General features: G+C 48.5%; 20 protein-coding genes. 4 read left to right on the top strand and 16 right to left on the bottom strand.

All coding sequences use genetic code 11. From position 1 onward, the window contains the following. Positions 1-115 precede the first annotated feature (115 nt). The 7 genes from LRL21_RS03005 to LRL21_RS03035 form a co-directional block, all read right to left on the bottom strand. A complete protein-coding gene (locus LRL21_RS03005) occupies positions 116-742 on the bottom strand; it encodes a fumarylacetoacetate hydrolase family protein (RefSeq protein ID WP_240414286.1) in 627 nt (208 codons plus the stop codon). Positions 743-760: 18 nt separating this feature from the next. Beyond that, positions 761-1546, bottom strand: coding sequence for an SDR family oxidoreductase (locus LRL21_RS03010; RefSeq protein ID WP_240414287.1), 786 nt, complete (start codon positions 1544-1546; stop codon positions 761-763). Positions 1547-1599: 53 nt separating this feature from the next. Then, positions 1600-2355, bottom strand: coding sequence for an SDR family NAD(P)-dependent oxidoreductase (locus LRL21_RS03015; protein ID WP_240414288.1), 756 nt, complete (start codon positions 2353-2355; stop codon positions 1600-1602). Positions 2356-2422: 67 nt separating this feature from the next. Beyond that, positions 2423-3397: an NAD-dependent epimerase/dehydratase family protein gene (locus tag LRL21_RS03020; RefSeq protein ID WP_240414289.1), complete on the bottom strand. Its 975-nt coding sequence runs from the start codon at positions 3395-3397 to the stop codon at positions 2423-2425. 48 nt (positions 3398-3445) lie between these two features. Next, complete coding sequence (locus tag LRL21_RS03025) at positions 3446-4195, bottom strand: amino acid ABC transporter ATP-binding protein (protein WP_240414639.1); 750 nt, start codon at positions 4193-4195, stop codon at positions 3446-3448. Between the two features lie 37 nt (positions 4196-4232). Continuing rightward, a complete protein-coding gene (locus tag LRL21_RS03030; protein WP_240414290.1) occupies positions 4233-4889 on the bottom strand; it encodes an amino acid ABC transporter permease in 657 nt (218 codons plus the stop codon). A gap of 46 nt (positions 4890-4935) precedes the next feature. Further along, the gene (locus tag LRL21_RS03035; RefSeq protein ID WP_240414291.1) at positions 4936-5760 is read right to left on the bottom strand and encodes a substrate-binding periplasmic protein; all 825 of its coding nucleotides are present in this window, start codon (positions 5758-5760) and stop codon (positions 4936-4938) included. 595 nt (positions 5761-6355) lie between these two features. Here LRL21_RS03035 and LRL21_RS03040 point away from each other — a divergent pair. Both LRL21_RS03040 and allB read left to right on the top strand, forming a co-directional pair. After that, positions 6356-7087: an IclR family transcriptional regulator gene (locus tag LRL21_RS03040; RefSeq protein WP_240414292.1), complete on the top strand. Its 732-nt coding sequence runs from the start codon at positions 6356-6358 to the stop codon at positions 7085-7087. 187 nt (positions 7088-7274) lie between these two features. Further along, positions 7275-8675, top strand: a complete 1401-nt coding sequence (allB, locus tag LRL21_RS03045) for an allantoinase AllB (RefSeq protein WP_240414293.1) — start codon at positions 7275-7277, stop codon at positions 8673-8675. 161 nt (positions 8676-8836) lie between these two features. Here the strand turns inward: allB and LRL21_RS03050 are convergent, their stop codons facing one another. The 6 genes from LRL21_RS03050 to LRL21_RS03075 all read right to left on the bottom strand — a co-directional run bounded on the left by LRL21_RS03050 (position 8837) and on the right by LRL21_RS03075 (position 18227). Further along, on the bottom strand, positions 8837-11275 hold the full coding sequence (locus tag LRL21_RS03050; protein ID WP_240414294.1) for a family 78 glycoside hydrolase catalytic domain: 2439 nt from the start codon (positions 11273-11275) through the stop codon (positions 8837-8839). A 21-nt stretch (positions 11276-11296) separates the two neighbouring features. Continuing rightward, entirely contained in the window at positions 11297-12901 is a 1605-nt protein-coding gene (locus tag LRL21_RS03055; RefSeq protein ID WP_240414295.1) for a response regulator, read from the bottom strand. 14 nt (positions 12902-12915) lie between these two features. Continuing rightward, a complete protein-coding gene (locus LRL21_RS03060; RefSeq protein WP_240414296.1) occupies positions 12916-14685 on the bottom strand; it encodes a sensor histidine kinase in 1770 nt (589 codons plus the stop codon). An 81-nt stretch (positions 14686-14766) separates the two neighbouring features. Next, positions 14767-16137: a type 2 periplasmic-binding domain-containing protein gene (locus LRL21_RS03065; RefSeq protein ID WP_240414297.1), complete on the bottom strand. Its 1371-nt coding sequence runs from the start codon at positions 16135-16137 to the stop codon at positions 14767-14769. A 303-nt stretch (positions 16138-16440) separates the two neighbouring features. After that, entirely contained in the window at positions 16441-17313 is an 873-nt protein-coding gene (locus LRL21_RS03070) for a carbohydrate ABC transporter permease (protein ID WP_240414298.1), read from the bottom strand. Positions 17314-17324: 11 nt separating this feature from the next. Beyond that, the gene (locus LRL21_RS03075) at positions 17325-18227 is read right to left on the bottom strand and encodes an ABC transporter permease (protein ID WP_240414299.1); all 903 of its coding nucleotides are present in this window, start codon (positions 18225-18227) and stop codon (positions 17325-17327) included. A 312-nt stretch (positions 18228-18539) separates the two neighbouring features. Here LRL21_RS03075 and LRL21_RS03080 point away from each other — a divergent pair, with 312 nt between their 5' ends. Together LRL21_RS03080 and LRL21_RS03085 are read left to right on the top strand one after the other, a co-directional pair. Beyond that, positions 18540-20213 (top strand): glycosyl hydrolase, encoded by a 1674-nt coding sequence (locus LRL21_RS03080; protein WP_240414300.1) that lies wholly within the window; start codon positions 18540-18542, stop codon positions 20211-20213. 276 nt (positions 20214-20489) lie between these two features. Continuing rightward, positions 20490-20834, top strand: a complete 345-nt coding sequence (locus tag LRL21_RS03085) for a hypothetical protein (RefSeq protein WP_240414301.1) — start codon at positions 20490-20492, stop codon at positions 20832-20834. Between the two features lie 91 nt (positions 20835-20925). Here LRL21_RS03085 and LRL21_RS03090 read toward each other — a convergent pair whose 3' ends face one another. The 3 genes from LRL21_RS03090 to LRL21_RS03100 form a co-directional block, all read right to left on the bottom strand. After that, positions 20926-21072 (bottom strand): hypothetical protein, encoded by a 147-nt coding sequence (locus tag LRL21_RS03090; protein WP_240414302.1) that lies wholly within the window; start codon positions 21070-21072, stop codon positions 20926-20928. A gap of 118 nt (positions 21073-21190) precedes the next feature. Beyond that, positions 21191-21733 carry a GDYXXLXY domain-containing protein gene (locus LRL21_RS03095; protein ID WP_240414303.1) on the bottom strand — a complete coding sequence of 181 codons (543 nt, stop codon included), beginning with the start codon at positions 21731-21733 and terminating at the stop codon, positions 21191-21193. Next, the gene (locus LRL21_RS03100; protein WP_240414304.1) at positions 21726-22955 is read right to left on the bottom strand and encodes a DUF2157 domain-containing protein; all 1230 of its coding nucleotides are present in this window, start codon (positions 22953-22955) and stop codon (positions 21726-21728) included. The genes LRL21_RS03095 and LRL21_RS03100 overlap by 8 nt, the downstream gene beginning before the upstream one ends. Between the last annotated feature and the right edge of the window lie 56 nt (positions 22956-23011).

Here is a 23011-nt window from a genome sequence, read left to right on the forward strand (position 1 = left end):
AAAGGACCTGGCGGCCAGCTTACCGTCAGGTCCTTTTCATATTTTGGAGCAAGCCTTGATCCTTACCTGGTTAAGGCAGGCAAACCGGATAGTAATTCATTCAAGCTCATAAATATCATGACAGCTGGACAGTACATTCCCCAACCATTTGACCATCCCAGCATAAGCTCATATGGTCGCCATCGATAACCGGTCCTACACCTTCAGGTGTTCCTGTATAAATAATATCGCCCTCCCCTAAGCCAAAATGAAGCGCGCAGAAATCAATGATGATCTGTAAATCAAACAGCATCTGTTTGATATTGCCAAGCTGAGCTTCTACACCATTTTTGACAAGGGCAAAATCCTTAGCCTTGCATGCTTCAACTCCTGGAAAAGCAATAAACTTGCTCACGAGTGCGGAATTCGGGAAACCTTTGGCCAATAACCAAGGGTAGCTTTTTTTCTTCATTTCGTTCTGAACGTCACGTAAAGTAAAATCAATGCCTACAGCTAACCCATCCACCAGTTCATCAACCGTAATTCCTTTTTCATAGGGTCTTCCAATACGAATAACAAGCTCGGTCTCATAATGAACGGAACCACGATCGCCAGGCAGAACAATTAAGCTGCCGTCCGCTTCTACCAGCGCATGTGTAGGCTTGGAGAAAACAAAGGGAGAGGCAGGCACCTCATTATTTAATTCCTTGGCATGCAAAACATAGTTTCTGCCAACACAATAAATGTTGCGAATGCTGCTCACGACATACACCTCTTCCTCTTAAATAGATTTAATCATTCCGCCGTCAATTAGAATGGAGCTTCCCGTGATGTAAGAGCTCGCATCCGATACCAGGAAGGTGACTACCTTAGCAAATTCCTCCACAGTTCCATAACGACCGAGCGGGATGGATTGTTTGGACATTTCCTCTACCTGCTCACGCGTCTTACCGGTCTTTTGGGCTTTGACATCATCCAGAAAGGCAACTCTGTCAGTTGCAATACGACCAGGGGCAACCGTATTAACAAGTATGTTGTAAGGTGCCAGCTCCTCAGCTAATGTTTTAGTCAGCCCTACGATTCCGGCGCGGAACGTATTTGATAGAAGTAATCCGGGAATAGGCACTTTAATGGAGGAAGAAGCCAAATTGATAATACGTCCACCTTGTTTTTTCAGATCAGGCAGCACTTCACGAATTACCCGGATGTAGCTTAATAGATTGAGCTCAAAAGCAGCCTGCCATTGCTCATCCGAGAACTGTTCAAACGTTCCTGCCGGGGGGCCGCCTGCGTTATTAACGAGAATATCAATGGTTCCAAACGTATCGCGGGTCACTTGTACGAGTCGTTGTATATTATCAGGGTTCGTAATATCAACCGGTTGGTACGCGACTTGTCCAGTACCGAGCTGTTCAAGCTCGGCTTTGGCCTCTCGAAGCTTGTCCTGATTTCGACCTGTCAGCATCACGTTAGCGCCTTCCTTAACCAATTCGGCAGCTATCCCCTTGCCCAGACCTTGACTGGAAGCGATAATCAAAGCTACTTTACCCTGCAGATTTAAATCCATATGATCTGTCTCCTTTATTAATGATTGGTTTGAAATTATGCTATGCCCACTTGCTACCATGCCGTGTAACCGCCGTCTGCAGCCAGAGTCGCGCCTGTAATAAAAGAAGCCTCATCTGAAGCAAGAAACAAAGCTGCATTCGCTATTTCTATCGGCGTACCGAAACGAGCCAAAGGAATTTTTTCGAGCGCCAATGCTCGGGCTCTTTCCGGATCGGCCTGCCTCTGAAACGAGGCATGGAGAAATGGCGTGTCAACCGGCCCCGGGCAAAGGCTGTTGACACGTATTCCATCTGACGCATGATCCAAAGCCATCGATCTCGCCATATTCACCACGGCACCTTTAGCAGCCGAGTAGGCGATCGAATCTTTGGTGCCGACTAGTCCCAGCTGGCTGGCAATGAATACGATCGCTCCACCACCTCGGGAGAGCAGCGGCACGGCAGCCTTGCTTAAGTAAAATGCAGAGTTCAGATTGACGTTAACAACATCCCGCCAATCTTCCTCCTTCATCGTGGTTACCGTACCCTTCCGCGAAATCGCCGCCGCATGAATAACGGCATTCAAACCTCCGAACGACTCTTGTGCCGTATTCACCATTCGGTTACATGCGGCCTGATCGCCAACATCACCAATGACGACAGCTGCTTGTCCGCCTTGGGTCCTAATTTGTTCAACGGTCTGAACCGCATTCTCTGTTATATCCGATGCGACTACGGATGCACCCTCCGCTGCAAACAATAACGCTATCGCTCGACCAATTCCCGAACCGGCTCCTGTGACAAGAACAATCTTTCCTTTAACTCTCATGATGCTCCATCACTCCATTTTCTGCATCCGTTAGCCTCGGGCAAGCTGTACAGCCAGACAGCTTCCACTAAAATTCATGCGTCTCAAGCCATCTTACATAATCAGCCAAGCCAGAATTAAGATTATAAACAGGCACGAACGTTGTATCCCTGATGAGCCTTGTAATATCCAAACGACCTGTGCGGCTGCCTTCCTTGGCAAATAAGACATCGTCGGATCGCGCTTCCGTAACCCGTATTTCCGTACCGGGTATCGTCCCCGCTACAGCTTCCGCTAATTCCATCAACGTATAGCCGCTCCCACCGGAGATATTGTAAACATCATGCTCCAAATTCGAGGTGAGCAGCAGTTCAACAATACCTTCAGCAATGTCCTTGACATAGGTGAAATCTAGTGTATAGTCAGGTGAGCCTACAAGAAGCGGCTTTCGATCCTTGGCTATCTTGACAGCTTTCCATACATGAGACATGGAAGTCCTCGCGCCAGTATTTCGTTCCAGTGGACCATAGCAGGCTGCAATCCGCACAGACGCAGCCTCCATTCCGGAGCTTTCGGACAAATAACGCGTAATCCATTCACCTGCTACCTTCGTTAATGGGTACAATCCTGTTTGCTGCAGCCGATCCATCTCGCCCAGAACGCAGTTCGGGTCTGGTATGGGTTCATATATGGACGCTGAGCTCAGATAAATAAATCTTTTGACGCCATGTCTGGCAGCTGTGTTTACAACGAGCGAGCTTCCCACGACGCCAATGTGCAAGATACGCTCCGGTTCCTCTCTTTCACGCTCAGAAGTAGGGGTAATCGTTGCCGCGTGGACTACACCCATCGCAGGATTGCGCGAAAATAGCGCAGTCAACGATTCTTTATCCGTTATATCCACCTGCTCAAATTGAATACGCCGACCATAAGGCCCCCAAAGCGACTTAACGGGTTGGGCAGGCTCATGCAGATCTACGGCCAGCACTTCTTCACCACGATGAGCCAGACACTCTACGATATGACTGCCCACAAATCCGCCGCCGCCAGTAACAATAATCATAATAATCCCCCTGCTTCATATAGGATTACTGGAATCAACCGTCTATTCTTACAGGACGGAAGACAGGAATTTCCGTGTTCTTTCGTGCTCCGTATTTCGAAACACCTGCTGTGGCGTGCCCTGCTCGGCAATAACGCCGCCGTCCATGAACAGTACCCGGCTGGATACATTCTCGGCAAACTTCATCTCATGAGTCACAACAAGCATCGTCATGCCCGCCTGGGCCAGATTGGTCATTACGTCCAACACTTCCCCAACCAGCTGGGGATCAAGTGCGGAGGTCACCTCATCAAAGAGCATCACTTCCGGCTCCATAGCCAGCGCTCTGGCAATAGCTACACGCTGCTGCTGGCCTCCGGAAAGGCTCGCCGGATATTTGTCTGCCTTATCGACCATTTTGACCAATTCGAGCAGGTATTTGGCTTTCTTAACCGCTTCTTCTTTAGCTACATTTTTAAGCAGCATCGGACCTTCAATTATATTTTCCAGAACGCTTTTGTGCGGCCAGAGATTAAATTGTTGAAAAACCATACCTACCCGAGTCCGCAGCTTCGTTATTTGCGGGTGATACGTTCTTGCCTTCGCCTTGGATGGCAGGCTTTCCACCTTCTCATCGCCAAGCCAGATCGAACCCGCCGTCGGCTCCTCCAAGAAATTAATACACCGAAGCATAGTGCTCTTCCCTGTGCCGCTCGGCCCGATAACAGCAATCACTTCTCCTTTATTAACCGACAAATCAACACCTTTTAATACCTCATGATTACCATACGATTTACGCAGCCCTTGAATTTGTAGAATCGGTTTCATGTTAACAGCTCCTCTGCTTCAAAATCCATTAGCGGTTATAATAGGACAGCTTCTTCTCGGCCCACATCTGAAACCACATGAGTAAACTGGTCATCGTTAAGTAAAGTACGCCGGCTGTACCCAGTATCTCAACAGGACGGTAGGTTGCGCTGTATATTTGTTGGCTGTTCAGCATTAAATCCGTTACCGTGATGGAGGAAACTAATGCCGAGTTTTTGATTAGCAAAATGGAATTGTTAATGTATGGCGGAATGATAATTCTGACCGCTTGCGGAAGAATGATACGTCTCATCGTTTGTCCATAGCTCATCCCGATAGCCATAGCCGATTCGATCTGACCACGCGGAATAGCCTGTATGCCGGAACGTATAATTTCGCCCTTATACGCTGCAGAATTCATCGACATGGCCAAGATCGCAGCTGCGAACGCCGGTAAGCGAATACCCCAGCTTGGAAAGGCATAATAGACGAAAAACAATACAAGCAGCAGGGGGGTTCCCCTCATGATCCACATATAGACTGTAGAGATGGTTCGCATAGCTCGGTTACTGGAAATGCGCATGAGCGCCAAAAATGTGCCCGCAATGGTAGCTATGACCATAGTCAGCAAGGAAACTTCCAGAGTAATCAAAGCGCCCTCCAAAAGAGCTGGAAAATACGTGACAATAACGTCCCACTTGATCATAGTAATCAACTCCTTCAACTGATTTTGAGCGCTGGCCAATATATCATTATTGAGAGAATGTAGAGCCTAACCATTTTTGGGCGATTTCTTCATATTTCCCCTGCTTTTTAGCGGTAAGAATCGCTTCATTGATAGCATTTTTCAGATCAGGCTCGCCTTGCTTCATGGCTACTGCCAGTTTACGACCTTCCATCCCTTTAGGAGATACCATGTAATCCTTGCCTTCTGTTTTTATCCAATGTCCAGCCAGCATTTTACCGGTAACCATGACCTCAATGCGGCCGTTTTGCAAATCGTGGAAGGCTTCAGCTTGCCCCGGATAGGTCTTCAATTCTTTATATCCACCGATTTTACGTGCTGGAGCATCACCGTTGGAGGAACCCGTTACAACACCCGTAATACGTCCTTTAATATCTTCCGGACTGTTGATTCCCGTTGTTTTCTTGTTATATACGGCAACAACCTCGTCATACGCAACATGCTCGGAGAAATCCAGTGTTTTTAGTCTTTCTTCCGTTACACCGATACCGGACAAACCAATGTCGAAGTTACCTGTCATCAAGCCAGGAATGATTCCACTAAAATCCATCCGTTTCCATTCAATTTTCACACCGAGATGGTCCGCAATAATTTTTGCCCAATCGGCGTCAATACCTACCAGCTCATTCTTTTCATTTGGAAAAATAGTCGGTGCGTTGTTGCCGCTTGTTGCGATGACGATCGTACCTCGTTTCTTGATATCAGCCAAAAGACCTTTTGCGTTACCCACATCCGCTGTTCCGTTAGCTGCCGGAGCAGAACTGGAACAAGCACTGATTAGCAATACCAGGGAAAGAATAAGAACGAGTACCAGGGAAGTTTGTTTTTTCATATGGATTAGCCCTCCTAAAATGGTTTGTTATCGCGTAAGCATGAACAATGGCATAAACCTGAACCGAAAATGAAACCGTGCTTCGACCCCCGTTTTACAGTTATCCCAACCTCCATTTGGCCCGACAAAACGTTTTAGACACATACCAATACTTTTGAAAGGTTTTGTCGAATTTTGTATTTTAATGTAATAAAATATAACGTGGGTCTAACTTTACAACAGCTAAAAATAGTTGTCAATAATTTTATGTTATATTAACTAACATTAAAATCGATAAATAGTGAAATTAGAATAATAAAATTAAACATGTAATAAAATGTAACATAAGTAAAGCGTTATCATTTTTAAACGGTTTGGGACATTCGATCTTTATCTTTTTTCCCTTTTGTGATCTAATAAATAGAACAGCGTGGAACCGGGTGTTTGTCCCTCCTGTACGAAGAATTTTATTAATTATCATTGTAATTATCAATTATTGATAATAATATACTGATAGTTGATAATTAATTCGAATTAACAACATTATATTTCGTCTACCCTCAATTTTCAACATAAGAATTTCATTTAGAAAATATTTGTCGGAAGGATGAACAAAGTGAGTACACGAAAAACATTAGAAATTTTGGATTTGTATACGTTGGAAACAAGGGAGCTTAGTGTTCCGCAGATTTCTGAAATCATGGATATACCTCAAAGCTCCGTGTACCGTTACATCCGCATTTTGAAAGAGAAAAAATATTTGCTGGAGACAAACAGAGGGACTTACCGTTTGGGGCTTCGTTTTTTGGAAATGAATAACATGATTAATTTAAATAACGAGCTCTCACTCGCAGCTACGCCGGTTATGACACAATTGATGAACGAAACTCAGGAAACGACGGTATTGGTTATTTTATCCGGCTTTCAAACGATTTGTATTGAAAATATATCATCCTCCTTTCACATGGTGAAAGTCTCTTCAGAACCCGGCAAATTTATCCCGCTGTATGCAGGCGCTTCTTCCAAAGCCATTCTAGCTTACATGGGCAATGACGCCGTTAACAAATTGTTCAAGCACGGGATTGTTCAAAAGCATACAGAAAACACAATCACCGACAAGCGAGCGCTGCTGGACAATTTGAAAGCTGTAAGAACGCTTGGTTATGCCGAATCTGACAATGAGCTCGACGAAGGCGTGTATACGTATGCAGTACCGATCTTTGCAACCAATACAGTCATCGGTTCGCTCAGTGTCGCTGGTCCAAGGGAACGAATGATTCAAAAGGATAAAGAGCAATTGATCACAAGCCTAAAAAAGGCCGCCAAGCAAATCGAGCAAAATATATAGCAGTACGCAGAGCACAGAGTCGTATCTTCTATCCGGGGATACGACTTTTTTTGTGCGCAGTACAATTTCGATATTGAAATTATTAAAAGAATCATATATGATTATTACCAATTAATAATAATTATTTATCACTATTTGATAATATTCAAAAATTCCATCTCAAGTACTATCATTTGGAGGCATAAACATGAAGCTTGATCTATGGATTAAAAACGGGCTTGTATACCGAACAGAAGAGGATTTCCAGTTAGCCAATATCGGAATTAAGGATGGCAAGATTCATATTATTTCCGAGTCCCATATCCAGTTTGAGGCTGAACGTGTCATTGATGCTGAGGGTTTATATGTATTGCCCGGTATGATTGACGCACATGTTCATTTCAGGGAACCTGCCAAAGATCCGTCTTCTACGGAAACTTTCTTTACCGGAACTCGTGCTGCGGCAGCTGGTGGAATTACCAGTATCATCGAAATGCCGAACTCTTTTCCATGTACGTATAACACAGAGCTATTGATCAATCGTAAGGAAATATTGAAAACGGAGGCATTAATCGATTACGGCTTATACGGTGCTGCCGGCAGTGACCATCTGGATGATATCATACCGCTCGCAGATGAGGGGATATCCGCATACAAAACGTTTATGCACAAAGCTCCAGCAGGTAGAGAGCAAGAATTCGAAGGTTTTACCATGACCCGCGACCGTGATTTGTATGAGGGCTTTAAGCAAATTTCGCAAACCGGGCTTCCGCTCGCCCTGCATGCCGAACATGAAGAGCTGTTAAGCTATTTCTCGGAATTTGCAGAACACACGTTTGTTGAGGGAGATTATAACAAGCATTTGTTAGCCAGGAATACGCTAGTGGAGACCAGCGCTATTAACCGGGTTGTATTTTTTGCTGAACAGCTGCAGGTTCCGGTCATCTGCTGTCACGTGTCAAGTCCTGAAGCGTTAAAAATCATTAAGCGTGCCAAGCAGGACGGAATTCATATTTATGCCGAAATGTGCCCGCATTATTTAATATTTGATGAAAGCTATCTGGAGAAGATCGGCCCTTATGGCAAATGTAATCCGCCTCTTCGCAGTCCCCAGCAGATTGAAGCGTTGTGGAGCTATATTGAGGACGGAACCATCGATTATATTTCGAGTGATCATTCCCCTTTTCCGAAGGCTCTCAAGGAGCTTGGGTATGCGAATATTTTGAAATCCCCTGCTGGCTTCCCCGGTACAGAGCTAACGCTGCCGCTCATGCTTGATCAGGTAAGTAAAGGAAAGCTTTCCTTGCATAAGCTGGTTGAGCTCATGTCTGTGAATCCGGCCAAAACGTTCGGGATGTTCCCGAATAAAGGCACTCTTGGAATCGGCACCGATGCAGACATTACGATAGTCGATATGCGCGCACAACGAACCGTCAATATTCATGAGCTTTATACCGTTGCCAGAGAAACGGCTTTGCTCTATGAAGGTTTGAAGCTTCAAGGACTCCCGACCCATACGATCGTGCGCGGCAAAGTAGTCGCAGAGCAAGGTAAAGCTGATGATCAGGCAAAAGGATGGGGACAGTTCATACCACGAACGCAGCCTTAATGCAGATTTCACAGCGGGCGAAAGAGGTTCATCTGTAAGAATGGACATAGGCACACGATCACTACAATAGAAAAGAGGCTGTCCCGTAGCCATTTTCATAGCTTATGGGACAGCCTCCTTGACTAAACCAGGTTACCTCATCTGCTCCCGAATGAGTCTTGTTATCGTAGTATCCACACTTCATGCTCTCCCGCGCTGTAAGAAGCCCCGTGTGACAAGACCGTTACACCTTCGGGCACTGTCAGGTTCAGACGCATTCCCTCGGAGTGCTCGGTCTCGCGTTCCACCCGAACAGACAGAACACCGCATTCCGTCGGAATAGAACCTTCGGCCCAAGTAAGTCCGCCAAGGAGCCGCGGGACAACCTCCACTATCTTGTGTCCGGGAGTAAGTAGGCGGACGCCCAGAACCGAATGTAAGAACATGTATACGGGCATACTTCCCCATGCGTGGCACGCTGAGCTGAAATGCATTTCTCCCGACTGCTTATCTTGATAGAACAACCCCCACCATTCCCATAATGTTGTAGCACCGGTTTCAACCATAGGACCGTACCGCTTAAACACCAGTTCCAGCATCCGGTCTTCACGGCCAAGCTTGCCGAGCGCCCTGTAAACAACCAGCATGAAGAAAGGGCTGGCTTGAATTGCTCTCCCTGCCGCTTCAGGCGAGAATACCGCATGGTAAATCTCCTGGCTCCGCTCGTCTTCAGCTGCATGTAGAACGACCAAAGCCAGCGCGTTCGCCGATTCGCTGTAACATGCACTAGGGACGTCTTTGACCAAACACTCCGTATAAGCCCCGACTTCCGGCAGCCATAAGGTTCGCTTGATGCTGTCCGCTAGCCGGTCACTTGCCAACGCGAAATAAGCCTCGGCTTCATGATCCCCGACAAGTCTGGCATAGGTTATCGCCCGGCGCATGGCTTCCAGATAAAGCAGGTTGAGCGCCGTTACGATCCCACCGCGTTCTACGTCCGGCCATCTGCCGAGAGGCGCCTCGCCCGCATCCACATAAGCCCAATACGGTACGTCCACAAGCAATCCTTCTTCGTTCTCGAAGCCGGAGAACCAGCGAAGTGCCTGAACGATGTTCGGCCACCATTCGGACAGAAGCCCGTCATCCCCGTAAGCGTCCAGATACTCGCCGAAGGAATTGACCCAATGCAGGCAGAACGACGGGATCGGTGGGTAATTGTGATGTCCGTCCGGATACCGCTGGGCCGTCATGCCCTGCCAATCCTGAGATTGGCCGACCTGCTCCAGAAGCTTGCGGTGCAGCCTTCCGTCCCCTGAATAATACGTCTGGTAAAGCGCCTGCCAGCGTCCATCCCCCATCCACTGCTGCTGCTCGCGACTAGGTGAATCGACGAAAGCATCCTGCATACAGATGCGCATCGTATGCTCTGAGATTTCCCAGATCTGCTGTAATGTACGATCACTGCACTTGAAGGTCGCCGGCTGCTCCACCGGGTAACGGCGGGTTCGCAGCCCGACCCTGTGCAAGCAAACCGGACGGGAATCGGCATGACGAACCCGCAGCTGAACGTAGCGGCATGCCTTCCAGCCGAAGCCCACCTCCAACCGTCGCCGTCCCTCCGAGAGGATGAACCTATCCAGGGAACGGTTGTTATTCCCGTTAAGCAGCGCCTTGCCTTCCCACAGTTCTTCGGCATACACCACATCGACGACCGTCCCGGCGGTTCCAGTAATCTCCAGCTGCAGATAGCCCGGCTCGATCCTGCCGAAATCGTAGGTCAGCACTTCGGCTTCGTCAGGCGAAGACGGTGTGCACCATACGTTACGCGAAGAATCCGAGGGGCTTGCCTCGATCAAGCGGATTCTTTTCGTTTCCTCAATAATATCCAGATGCATTCGTCCGGAAGGCGCCGCAAGCTTCGGAACGACTCCGCGGCTCACAAGCCGCAGCACATCCAGTTCCTTCTCCTCCATCAGCGGAATTGGCCTCCGCAGTAAGTTCCAGAAGGGCGACAGCCGGAAGCCTCGCTGTTTAGCACTCTCCCAGCCTTCCACCACAATGTCTGGCAGATGCCAGCCCTCCAGTTCCAACCGGGCGTCGTAAATTTCGATAGGCCCTTGGCAGCCGTTCACTCGGGGGGATCGGGAATCGTAGGCGTCCGCTTTGCGGCATAACCATGTGGAGTCCGTCCCCATAAGGATCGTCTCGCCACCCGGTACGGACACTCTCAGCTCCGCCAGCAGTGCAGGAATCCGATCGATCGATTGTCCAGTTCCGTAGCCGTAATACAGCACCATGACGGCGATGCAATTTCGGCCCGGACGAAGCAATTTTGAAACCGGAAGCTCGTCGACATACTGCCATCTGGGGTCACTCCTGCAAGGTCCCCGGCCCGCATACATACCGTTCACATAAACGATATACCTGGAATCGGCAAATATTCTTAGCGTTCCGGAAGCCGCACCGTCCGTAGAGAGCGCAAAGCTTTTGCGGAAATAACAATAGGACTGAACAGGGTGCTCATAATGAGTTTCCACTTCTGAAGGATGCCAAATGATGCCCGTATCCGCGCCCCATTCCCATTCTTGGGACCTGCGACGCTGAAATCGAGATATTGCCACTGCCTATCCTCTCGCTTTCCGTTAGTTTCTTCTGCCGCTAGTCTCATATTTCTGCGGAGTAGATCCGGTAATTTTTTTGAAGAGCGTACAAAAATATTTCTCATTCGGTATGCCTACAGCTTCTGCAAGCTCTTGATTCGTAAAGGATCGCTTGCGCATGAGCTCGATAGCCCGCTCGATCCTGCGCTTGGCGACATAGTCAGTAAAGTTGATACCCAGCTCTTTCTTGAAAAGCTCGCTGACATAGGACAGATTCAAGTGAATATGGTCTGCAACATGGCTCAGCGAAAGCGGCTCGTGCAGGTGCTCCTCGACGTACAAGACCGCTTTTGCCATATCTGGTCTAAGATACACAAGCTCCGCTTTGGACAAGATACGTTCCCATTCCATACGGAGCCGTTCCATCAATTGATGCAAATGCGTACAGACGTCCAACTGGAGCGGAGGCAAGTCTTTCAGTTCATTGCCGGCCGGGGACAACTTTCGTTGGAGTCGGACTAACCACCTTTCGACATAGGGGAGCAGCACGTCGGAAGGGATCCGATATGTGTGCAGCAGCTTCAGAAGCGGCGCCAGCTCGTCTCTATCGGAAGTCGTGGATACTCGATCTAGTAGGTTTTCAAACCGTTCGAACACGACGCTCGCATCGGCTTCGTTGTAGACCAAGCGGCGGTTCGGCGTTACGACCATGCCGAAGCTGTAATAGAAGGAGTCCGCTAAAGCAGCGGAAGCTTCCCGATAAGCGTCGGTGGCCTTCTCCCATCCACGATGCCGTCTGCTCAATCCTACCGAAACGGATAGACGCATATATGTTTTCACATGGGTAAGAATCTCTTCGGCCAACTCAAGCCCTTTACTGTCGAAACCTTGTTCCCCCGCTGCTTGAATCATGGAAAATCCGACCACCGTGTCAGGGGACATCTCACATACGAAGCATCCGCCCGAAGCTTGTAGGACCTCCTCCATAATATTCAGTATGCCGTACTTGAGCGAATTGCGGTCAGCAGGCGAATACTCGGCGCAGAAGGCTGCATAGTCATCCAAACGAACCACCAGGCAGGCATACTGGTGAGGTTGGAAGCCCGAGGCATACTCGAGGCTTCTTCGCTCCATCGCTGCGGGGCTCATTTCTCCTCGTATCAGCTCCTCGAGAAGCTGCTTGCGCATCCGGTGGGAATCACCTTTCACCGATCCGCTGAGGCTGTGCAGCTTTCGGTCCTTCTCCTCCCAAGCCAGCACATTGTCCCTCGCCTTCGCCAGAGCCGCCAACACCTCCTGCTCCCTCAGCGGAACCTTGACCAAATATTCGAAGACTCCCATGGCGATTGCCTGCTTGGCGTAAGTAAAATCGGAGTATGAGCTCAAAATGATAAATTCAATACGGGGATGGCTTTCCCTCAGCTCTCTGATCATCTCCAAGCCGGTCTTGCCCGGCATGACCACATCCGTCAAAATCAAATTCGGCTTCAGGCGCGCCGCCTGCTCGAGCCCCTCATCGACTGAATACGCCGTACCTATCAGCTGATAAGGCAAACGCTGTTCCGCCCAACGTTCGAACATACGCTGCAGCCGCCGTACCATTGGCGGCTCGTCGTCGACGATCAGGCATGTGATCACTTCCCTCATGTCCTCATCCCCCCTTAGTCTGCCAAGATGTTCCGTTCGTCCGCTCTCAGGTCGGGAAACCGCAGCGTGACCCGGGTTCCCTTGCCTTCCTCGCTCCAAACGCTGAGGCCGTAGGATTCGCCGTAATTCAACTGAATCCGCTGATGAATGTTGTACAAGCCAATTCGTTTGCGCCTTTCCGCTAGAGTGGCATTCTCCTGATGAGGGAGGAGGAGTAGCGATACTTTCTCGGGAGACATCCCCACCCCTTCGTCCGTTACATCAATCACGAGTTGACCCTCCGAACGTAAAGCTGTAATGTGGATAAATCCTGCGAGTCTTCCACCGCAATAGCCATGAAAAATACTGTTCTCCACAATCGGCTGAAGCGCCATTCGGAGTACAGGATGCGTCAACACATCGGGATCGATCTCTTCTATGAGCTCGAACACGCTGTCATACCGGACATTCTGGATGTGCAAGTAATCCCTTACGTTCCGAAGCTCCTGGTTCAGGCTGACCCTGTCGGAGAAGTCCGTAATGCCATATTCCAGAATGGCGATCAGCGCTCCGATCAAATCGTCCACTTCATTATACTTGCCGGCGTCCACCACATTGCTGATCGAGCCTAACGTATTATAGAGAAAATGCGGATTGATTTGCGATTGCAGCACCTGGATTTCCAGTTCCTTCTTCCTGCGTTCGCTGATGTTGACATGCTCGAGAAGCGTACGAATCCGCTCCAGCATCGTATTGAACGTATCGGTCAGATCTCCGAATTCGTCGTTGCGGATCTTCGGAATCGTTACATTCAGATCGCCCTGCCTGACCTGGCTCATCTTTCGGATCAAATAATAGACAGGTATCCGAATCATCCGGGCAACGAATGCGGCCGTCACAATGCTAAGGAGGAGACCCACTGCCAGCACTCCGAAGAAAAAGGATTCCATCCGCTGCAGGGAGTTCTGCAGCGGTGTACTGTCGGAAAAAGCAAAAACAATCCACTTCGTTCTAGAAATAAAGCCTTTCATCACGGTGACGGGAATGCCGTTCATGTGCTCCTGGAACACATCGTCCTTATGATGGATCAGCTCCATGCTGTCCTGATTGTCGAACAGAAGGCGATGGTCTTTCGCCCGGAAAGGCCCGTCCGCAGAAGGTTCGAGAATGAGACTCCCCTGATCGTCAAGAATGGCAAGCTGCAGGTTGCTGCCGTGACTGATCTGGTCCATCCGCTCTTGTAAGGCCGTTAAATTGAGGTCCACCGCAATGACCATCGGTTCCCCGGCAAAAGTTAACGCTTTGGTGAACGTAACCGTCCACCCGGAGAAGAAAGATTGATACGGCCTGCTGACCGAAATACTGCCGTATGCATTGCTGTAAGCGAACCGGTACAGCTCATCGCGGGTTGGCATCGGATCGTTCAATACCTTGGTAACGGGATTGCCTCCGAGAATGGAAAGGTCCTTCCGGATAAAATACACATCCGTCAGCGTCTCCGAGTGAGTGCGATATACCCCCTCGAGTCCCGCTTGGGCTGCGCTCATATCGCTCTGCCACGTTTCGGCAGACGAGGACAGCAATGCAATCGTATTTTGGACAAGGGCAACATATAAGTCCATATACTGCTGCTCCTTAATAAGTAGCTGCTTAGCCCTTTCCATTTGGCTGGTCGAGATCTCGTTCTTAATGTACCGGTAGGACATGGCGCTCACAATCACTTCCGAGCTCAGCACAAAGATGAAACAAACAAGGAATAATCGGAACGAAATATTGTGAAACAGCTTAAGAACCCTACCTTGCATACGGTCCACTCCTGCATAATGAATGTCGTCTTGCCTCAAATGGAAGAAGAAGAGAACGGTATCTCCTCGTCATTGGAACGATTATTTAATCACGCCGTCGCTTTGGAGCTGTTTGGTATAATTCGCGATGGCGTCGTTCAGTTTAAATTTGTCTTGCAGGGTCTTCACATAAGAATCCCAATTGCTGAGAAGCTCTTTACCGGTGATGAATTTGAGCATCATCTCATTCACGTATTTGATACGATCCTGCGCCAGAGGGTCGTTCGGATCGTCGAATACCCGAGGATTGACGTTGTTGTCTTTCAGATAGCTGGTATTGATTTTTTGATTGGCGTTAGTGACATCCGGATTCTTGAAGTCGAAGTACACGCCGTCATTGGCTTTGCGGACAAAGGCGTAGTTATAGCGCCACTCCACTTCCTTCTCGTTGTAGGTCGACCTGTCGATCAAGGCAGGCTGGTTATTCGTGACCTTGAACGTCTTGTCTTTAATTCCGTAAGCCAGGTAAGGATAAGCTTCTTTGTTCGTGTACAAATATTGAATGAACTGCATGGCGCGCTTGGTCTTGGCGGGATCCTTAAGCGCTTCCTTAGAGAGCCCGATCATGGACTGCTGAAATGGCTTCAGATCAAGAATCTGATCGCCGTACGGCCCTTTCGGCGGCGCGACCTGCTTCCACTCCGGTATGCTTCCGCCGGCATCCTGCATTTTCTTCTGCTCAGCCGGCTCCATACGGCGCCAGTCTACAATCATAATGCCAACCTTGCCCTGATACATCTTATTATCCCGCTTCAGATTGTCATCGATCGTCACCCAGTCAGGGTCGACGACTTTGGCTTGAATCATTTCATTAATGAACTGCAGCGCTTCTTTGGTTTTCGGGTCCGTGTTGTACACGACGACCTTACCGTCCTTCACGTCGACGAAATTGGGCTGTACCCCAAACATCCAGAAGATTTGCTGGAAGCCCTGAGCGCCGCCAGTACCGTATCCGAGCGAACCGTCCTTCGGCAGCATGGCGAGGAATCCGTAAGTGTCGTTCTTCCCGTTCCCGTCCGGATCGTTGAATGTGAATGCCTTCATAACGTTCATAAGCTCTTGCGGATTGGTCGGCGCTTGAAGATTCAGCTTCTTCAGCCAGGTCGAATTGATCCACCAGCCGTTCACACCTCCGACCGCTTCGGATCCCGGAATCCCAATCATATGGCCTTTATATTTCATAGGCTCCAGCCGGGAGGGATCGAAGGCCTTGGTTAGCTCAGGCACTTCCTTGATCGCATCGTCCAGCTCTGCGACAAGCCCTTGGTCGTAATATTTAATGGCGCTAGCGCGGTCCGGGAACGTGAGAATGTCCGGAATTTGAGAGGACGAGATAAGCAGGTTCAGCTTGTCCTTCCAATTCTCACCGCCCAGCGTCATCTCCAGTTCGATGTTGTTGTCCTTTTCGATCATTTGGCGGATCGGGTCGTTCTCCCTCGATGGCATCGGCGTCGTCAATCTGTAGCCGATCGAGTTGAAGAAGTTCAGCTTCAGCTTCTTCTGCGCCTCTGTTGGGGTACTGGTTGCCGCCTTGCTGTCCGCCCCCGGATTTGGATCGGTCTTGCTGCAGCCGGCCGCAGTCATACCCAGTACTACAGCGAGGGCAAGCATAGCTTGTGTTTGTCTCTTTTTCATCGATAAACCTCTCCCTTAATATATTATTATACCTGTTTATATCAAGAGTTTCCCCATGATAACGTTGGCAGCCCTTCTCCGCTAACCCTTTACCGAGCCGAGCAGTACGCCTTTGGTGAAATGCCTCTGGATGAACGGATACACGACCAGAATCGGCAGCGTCGTCACCACAACCGATGCCATCTGCACTGATATCGGGTTGACCGAATTGGCAGCTTCGGCGGCATCCCCGCTGATCGCTACGGAAGCAAGCAAAATTTGTCTTAAAAACAGCTGCAGAGGTTGCTTCGATGTATCGTTGATATACAACATAGCGTCGAAATAGCTGTTCCAGTGCCATACCGCGTAAAATAAGCCGATCGTAGCAATAATCGGGATGGATAGCGGAAGAACGATCCGGAACAAAATGGCTATTTCACCGGCACCATCGATCCGCGCCGCCTCATCGATAGCCTCAGGAAGCTGTTCGAAGAAGCTTTTGACAATCATCAGATAGAAGGCGTTAATGAGCCCGGGGATAACGAGAGCCCAAGACGAATCCAGAAGGCCAATCTCCTTTACGAGCAAATAGCTAGGAATGATGCCTCCGTTGAACAGCATCGTAAATACGATAAACAACAGGATCGCGCTGCGCCCTGGTAGCGATTTGCGAGATAAAGGCAGGGCCATAAGGATGGTGAAGAAGAGATTGACGACTGTACCAACCCCAACCCGGAACAGTGTAGCCTGATAAGCATCGGCCAAACGCCCGCCTTGCATAATTTCCTGATAGGCGGTCCAGGTCACCTTAGTAGGAATGAGCACGAGGCCGTCATTTTTGATGACCTCGGATATTGGGGTGACTGACACGCTGATGACGTAGATGAAAGGGACCACACATGTAGAGGCCAGCAGGGAAAGCAGCATATAGTTTAGGAATTGAGTAATACGTTCGCTTCTTGTCATGTAATTCATAGAGCTTCCTCCTACCAGATTTGTCCGTCGAACCTTTTCGCCAAGCGGTTAGCGCCGAGCACCAGTACGAAGCCGATGACGGACTTGAACAGTCCTACCGCTGTCGCGAGCCCGATACGCCCTTCCTGCAGTCCGACCCGGTATACCCAGGTTTCAATGACGTCCGACTTCTCCTGATTCAGCGGGTTCATCATAATATAGATTTGATCGAAGCCTACATCTAGAATCGCACTCAGGCGCAGGATCAGCATCAAAATAATGACGTTGCTGATCCCCGGAAGGGTGATGCTCCAAAGCTGCCTCCAGCGGGAAGCCCCGTCGACGGTGGCTGCCTCGTAAAGGGAGGGATCGATTCCCGTTAATGCGGCCAAATAAATGATCGCTCCCCAACCGACCGACTGCCAAATATCCGTTCCCACAATGATCGATCTGATCAAATTCGGCTCTGTGAGGAACGAGATACGCTCCAGATCGAAGGCTGTCAGCAGTTGGTTGACCAGTCCGGTCCCCGGCGCCAGGAAGGCGATCAGTAAGCCGTAGATGATCACCCATGACAAAAAGTGGGGCAAATACGTCAAGGTCTGAATGGTACGTTTGAATCCTTTGGAAGTGACTGCATTTAGCATTAAAGCCAAAATGATCGGTGCCGGAAAAGAAAACACCAGCTTGTATAACGAAATGAGTATCGTATTCCCAATGATTTGGTAGAAGTATACACCTTCGAAAAAGAGCTTGAAGTTCTGCCACCCTGTCCACGGACTTTCCCATAACCCTTTGAGCACATTGTAATTTTTGAAAGCAGCGGTTATGTACACCATGGGAACGTACTTGAATAACGCAAAATACAGCAAACCGGGCAGCAGGAGCGCATACATAATACCGTATCTGCGGACCTGTCGAACGATATGGGCCATAAGTTTCTCTCCCCTTTGTCTCTCTTGATAGTTTAATTCTAGCTCTTCGAATGAGCTTAATGGTCCAAAATCTTCGGCAAAAGGTTTGTTATTTTCGAATGTGCTTCAAATTCATGACCAACCGAAGATCAAAAACTTTTTGCCAAAAAATTTAGACCTCTCTCCGCCTCCACACCTTTACAATTAAAATATCCACTTAATGAGGAGGGGTACTTATAGATATATTCATGTAAGCGTTTTATTTCTTTGTGACAGAGTTGGCTATAAATGATCGGAATCGATCACAAACATGGATTGAGGAGGAATTTAGTAATGTTAAACAAATGGATATCCAAATGGCTAGCCGTCACACTCATGGTGACCCTGCTGGCTTCCGGCTCTCAATGGATCGGCGGAACCAAAGCTTCCGCTGCAACCCCGGTTAATCCTAACGCGACACAAGCCGTGATCGATGTATTGAATTATTTCGATACGGTTCATGCGAATAATCAAATCATCTCCGGGCAGTACGTGCGGGGGCAAAATTATGGCTATATGGAAACCGACCACATTTACAATTTGACGAGTGGCAAATACCCGGCCATGATTGGATTTGATTTCTATTACAACGTGACGAACGCTTCCGATTTAAGCAATTGGCGTTCCTTTATTGTCGACCATGCAACTGATTATTGGAAGAAAGGCGGACTTGTCACAATTTCATGGCATCAGACGAACCCCCTTGATGCTACAGCGGATTCCGGCGGCTGGAACAGCGTCATTAGTTCGATGTCACAAACGGATTTCAACTCGCTCACGACCCCTGGGACCCCTTTATACAACAAGTGGTTAGCACATATCGATACAATGGCGGGATATTTGAAATCCCTGCGGGATCAAGGTGTTGTTGTTCTTTGGAGACCTTATCACGAGATGAACATCGGCTTCTGGTGGGGCGGGAAAACGGGGGCCAGTTACAAAAAGCTGTGGGAGAATATGTATGACCGATACACGAATTATCATGGTTTGAACAACCTGATTTGGGTTTGGGCTCCGGCCCGGGATGATAACAACGCGATAAACAGCAACTATTACCCAGGATCCTCTTATGTGGATCTCGGCGGGGCCGACGTCTATGTTCAAAATCGATCGGATGGAAAATTTGGGTATGCGAACAGCGAGTTGACCTCCGTCATGGGCAGTAAGCGTTACGGCTTGTCTGAGGTTGGTTTGCTCCCGACTGAAACTGCGGTTCAAACAACCTTTGACTACACCTGGTTCCTCGTCTGGGCTATCGGGTGGGCGGACAATCTGTTCTACGGTTACCCCAGTGCAAATGGACCCGGCAACAACACTTACTCGATCACTCCGTTTTATAGTAATGCTATGACGATAACAAGAGACGAGGTGCCTTCGTTCGGAAGGACAATCGTAGGGGAAACGATCATTTTCAAGGATGCCATGAACGGCTATTCTGCTGCTGGCGTTTCCCCTTCAAACTGGACGACCGTTGCCACAGGGGGCACAGTTACAGTGGAGAACGTCCCTACCGTGGGATTAGGTAACGGACCGGACCGAAGCATGAAGATCAACAAAACAAGCACAACGAATGCAGCGACTGCCGAGAAAACGTTCACCCCGCAAACAGGTGTCGTTACCTTCAAAGCCACGCTGCGTACAGAGGATGCCAGTTGGAAAGACTTCATTATCTATGACAGCACAAGCAAAGCCGCCTTACACGCGGGCATTCAGGGAAATTACTTAAAAGTTTATGATGGTGCAACTCTTATGAGCATTGAACCAATCACCAATTCAAAATGGTATGATATTAAAGTCATAATGAATACCTCAACCCAAAAGTTCGATTTGTATGTCAACGGCGCAAAAAAGGCCAATCAATTCAGCTTCAAAAACACGGCAGCGGTTGATGTCAGCCGCTTGAAGGTTGGCGTTGCCACAGATGCCACTGGCACCTACTATATCGATAATGTATTCATAACCAAATAAGGCTAAGCAGCGTTGTTCACGACCACGGTCAACTTGCTTCCGGAACTAGCTACGTTGCTGGTGAGTGGACAAATAAATTAAGTCGTAGACTGCCGCTGGTTTTTGAACAATCGCCTCTTCTTTCCGCCTCTTCTCGGAAAATTCCGCGGAGGCTCTATTGGCGCTTTCAGTTTGCTCGAATCCATACAAGTCGCAGTGAAACGTCCGTACAATCCTCAAAATAATAAAAATATCGTTTTCTTGTAATTGCATTCCTGATGGCCCTGCTTGCTCCAGATGGGTGGAGGCAAGGCATACGCCGCCACCCTGTCTAATCCGAACGCGACGGACGGTGAAATATCCGGCCATGATCGGTACGGACTTCGGGTACATGCGTTCGAGCCTTGCCGACCTAAGTACAGTTCGGGACAATATTGTCGAACAAGCTACCGATTATTGTGGAAGGCGGGCTTGACCAGATATCGTGGCAAGAGACGAATACCGGATGCCGTCGGCTGGAACAGCGTCATAAGCTCCATGTCGCAAGCGAATTTTAACTTGGTCACGACGCCGGGGACCCCCGAGTACAACAAATGGCTGGCTCATTTCGATACCATAGCAGGTTACCTGAAGCAGCTGTAGTCCCTCTAATTCCTTCACATATACCTTGGAATCTCGTCCTTTTGCCTATAATGACAATGTTTTTCATTCAAACTCGGGTAAACTGGAATCCTTACGCTAAAGCGGTGTTGTTTGATGTAATTAACTCTCTGGTTTCGGAACCATTGGCCGAGTGGGTGGGTGGTACCTCCATTTTACCAAAGAACGGTTTCTTTTTATTGTGAAAAATTGAAAAGAGGTGTCCCGTAGCCATTTTCATAGCTTATGGGACAGCCTCCTTCTGCCTTATAATCATTAACCCTTTACGTCACTACAACCCTTAATTCATCGAAACAAGCTGGGTTCACAGCTAATCTTCCAGTATCTCCAACTCATCCTTACGAAGGTGTCACTTCTTCAAGGCCATTAATTTTTGCCTGTCCCCAAGGAGCAATCTTCACTCTTACGATCATATTGCGGGCTTCTCTTTCCAGCTCTTTGCCTGTACCCTCCGGCACATAGTACCGCTCCAGCCCATATTCAATACGAACCCTGTCATCCCAGCTATAATCGACGGTTCCTTTTAACACAGCTTGACCCTCTTGGGTGCTAGGTTTACTGCGATAAATTCCTGCCGCTTCATACAGCCCGTTGCCAGAAGGCTTCAGCAGCACATAAACAGCTTCACCTTGAACTGGCTTATCCGTAGACTCCCTCCATAATTGAGAATCCAGCGTACTAATCTCGTAGCCGAGCGTTACATAGTCACCGTATAAAAAGTCGCGAGGATCGACAGGTACGGTTTTAATTTTAATTTCGGTGCCGAACCAGCCAACTGCGTAGTAGGAGGTTGCAATTCCACCGAGGAACAACACTTGAAGCACAACTATAATAAGAAGTAATGTTAATCGGCGCTTTTTTTCCATCGGTTGATCACTCATTGTGGTTCCCCCCTTCATTGGCATCCCGGAGAACAACTTTTTTCCTGCGGTTTAAAAACCAGCTTAACGTTAGCAGTAGTAAGCCACCAATAATAAAAAACAACGATTTATCCATAAAGTCCCAGGTTAACTTGAAATAAGCTACCATCGTGGTACAAATAAACAGCACTGTAGCAAAATTAATCTTGAAGCGCCACTGCTCCATATACCCTCTCCATAATACGTAGAAGGAAAAGGTGAACAGTGCCAGCAAATACATCACGGCAATACCTGAAGGTAAATAGATAAACGGTACTGCCAATATCCATTCAAAAGCGCTCGAGATCCGGTTATGCTTCCATTTACCATACAAGGATACAGCGAATAGCAATAACAAGGCTCCAATGAAATAAGGAGTCTGCGCCAGCAATTCCAGACGGTCGCCCCGCGTAAAATCATCAAAGGCTAGCACCATCACAATGGCAAACAGAAATGCTGACGCCAGCGGTACGGACTGCAGCGCAAATCCTGAGCTCCGATCCTTTATCCAGTCACCCAGCGTGTATAATAGCATCACCGGAACAAATATCCAGAGGAACTTCCATTCCTGTTCGATGACAAGCATCAAGGCTTGCAGCACGAAGCTTACGGCAAAGCACCAGATCACACCAACCTGCTGACGCCTCCAGCTGTAATAGCCTAATCCGACAACCATAATAGCGAAGCAGACATAACTGAATTGATGATGCTCAACAACGCCATACCACTGGGCAACTGTAAAAATCAGCAAACTCATTAAGTACAAAAGCTTGCTTCGATACAAATACGTGAGCAGCGTACCCACCGAACCCCAGATGATGAACGAAGTAATATCGTAGGAGACCAAATGAAACATTTGTGCAATGAGGACAATACCCCCACCGAAGCAGGTGAGTCCCAAAGCCGTCATGGCAAGCCCAAGTCTGTCGTGGTCATTTTTGCGGAACAGTTCTCCACCTGCATAGAACGCAACCATCAGCACGATAATCAGGATCAGTCGAATCAGCTGTGGGATCTCCTGCCAATTGGCAGCAATAAAGCTTAATATCCCGAGGCCGACCAATATGCTGCCGAGCAGCGGCAGAACCCCAATTGCATGCTTATTATCACGGTACAGATCCAATATTTGTTCATACTGCTCCCGGGTTATAATACGTTTATCGACCCATTCCGGCCCCTCATGCTCCAGCCATTTTCTGCTCATTGTGTACACACCACCTCAAAGTTTTCGTAGAAAACTCACTTCGTAAGCATTCACTA

This window comes from Paenibacillus periandrae (genome assembly GCF_022458865.1).
Lineage (GTDB): Bacteria > Bacillota > Bacilli > Paenibacillales > NBRC-103111 > Paenibacillus_S > Paenibacillus_S periandrae.

Bases quoted from the DNA above. Each gene is read 5' to 3' on its own strand.
- LRL21_RS03010 (WP_240414287.1), bottom strand. From the start codon at position 1,546: ATGGATTTAAATCTGCAGGGTAAAGTAGCTTTGATTATCGCTTCCAGT.
- LRL21_RS03015 (WP_240414288.1), bottom strand. From the start codon at position 2,355: ATGAGAGTTAAAGGAAAGATTGTTCTTGTCACAGGAGCCGGTTCGGGA.
- LRL21_RS03020 (WP_240414289.1), bottom strand. From the start codon at position 3,397: ATGATTATTGTTACTGGCGGCGGCGGATTTGTGGGCAGTCATATCGTA.
- LRL21_RS03030 (WP_240414290.1), bottom strand. From the start codon at position 4,889: ATGATCAAGTGGGACGTTATTGTCACGTATTTTCCAGCTCTTTTGGAG.
- LRL21_RS03035 (WP_240414291.1), bottom strand. From the start codon at position 5,760: ATGAAAAAACAAACTTCCCTGGTACTCGTTCTTATTCTTTCCCTGGTA.
- allB (WP_240414293.1), top strand. From the start codon at position 7,275: ATGAAGCTTGATCTATGGATTAAAAACGGGCTTGTATACCGAACAGAA.
- LRL21_RS03055 (WP_240414295.1), bottom strand. From the start codon at position 12,901: ATGAGGGAAGTGATCACATGCCTGATCGTCGACGACGAGCCGCCAATG.
- LRL21_RS03060 (WP_240414296.1), bottom strand. From the start codon at position 14,685: ATGCAAGGTAGGGTTCTTAAGCTGTTTCACAATATTTCGTTCCGATTA.
- LRL21_RS03065 (WP_240414297.1), bottom strand. From the start codon at position 16,137: ATGATCGAAAAGGACAACAACATCGAACTGGAGATGACGCTGGGCGGT.
- LRL21_RS03070 (WP_240414298.1), bottom strand. From the start codon at position 17,313: ATGAATTACATGACAAGAAGCGAACGTATTACTCAATTCCTAAACTAT.
- LRL21_RS03075 (WP_240414299.1), bottom strand. From the start codon at position 18,227: ATGGCCCATATCGTTCGACAGGTCCGCAGATACGGTATTATGTATGCG.
- LRL21_RS03080 (WP_240414300.1), top strand. From the start codon at position 18,540: ATGTTAAACAAATGGATATCCAAATGGCTAGCCGTCACACTCATGGTG.
- LRL21_RS03085 (WP_240414301.1), top strand. From the start codon at position 20,490: ATGGGTGGAGGCAAGGCATACGCCGCCACCCTGTCTAATCCGAACGCG.
- LRL21_RS03090 (WP_240414302.1), bottom strand. From the start codon at position 21,072: ATGAAAATGGCTACGGGACACCTCTTTTCAATTTTTCACAATAAAAAG.
- LRL21_RS03095 (WP_240414303.1), bottom strand. From the start codon at position 21,733: ATGAGTGATCAACCGATGGAAAAAAAGCGCCGATTAACATTACTTCTT.
- LRL21_RS03100 (WP_240414304.1), bottom strand. From the start codon at position 22,955: ATGAGCAGAAAATGGCTGGAGCATGAGGGGCCGGAATGGGTCGATAAA.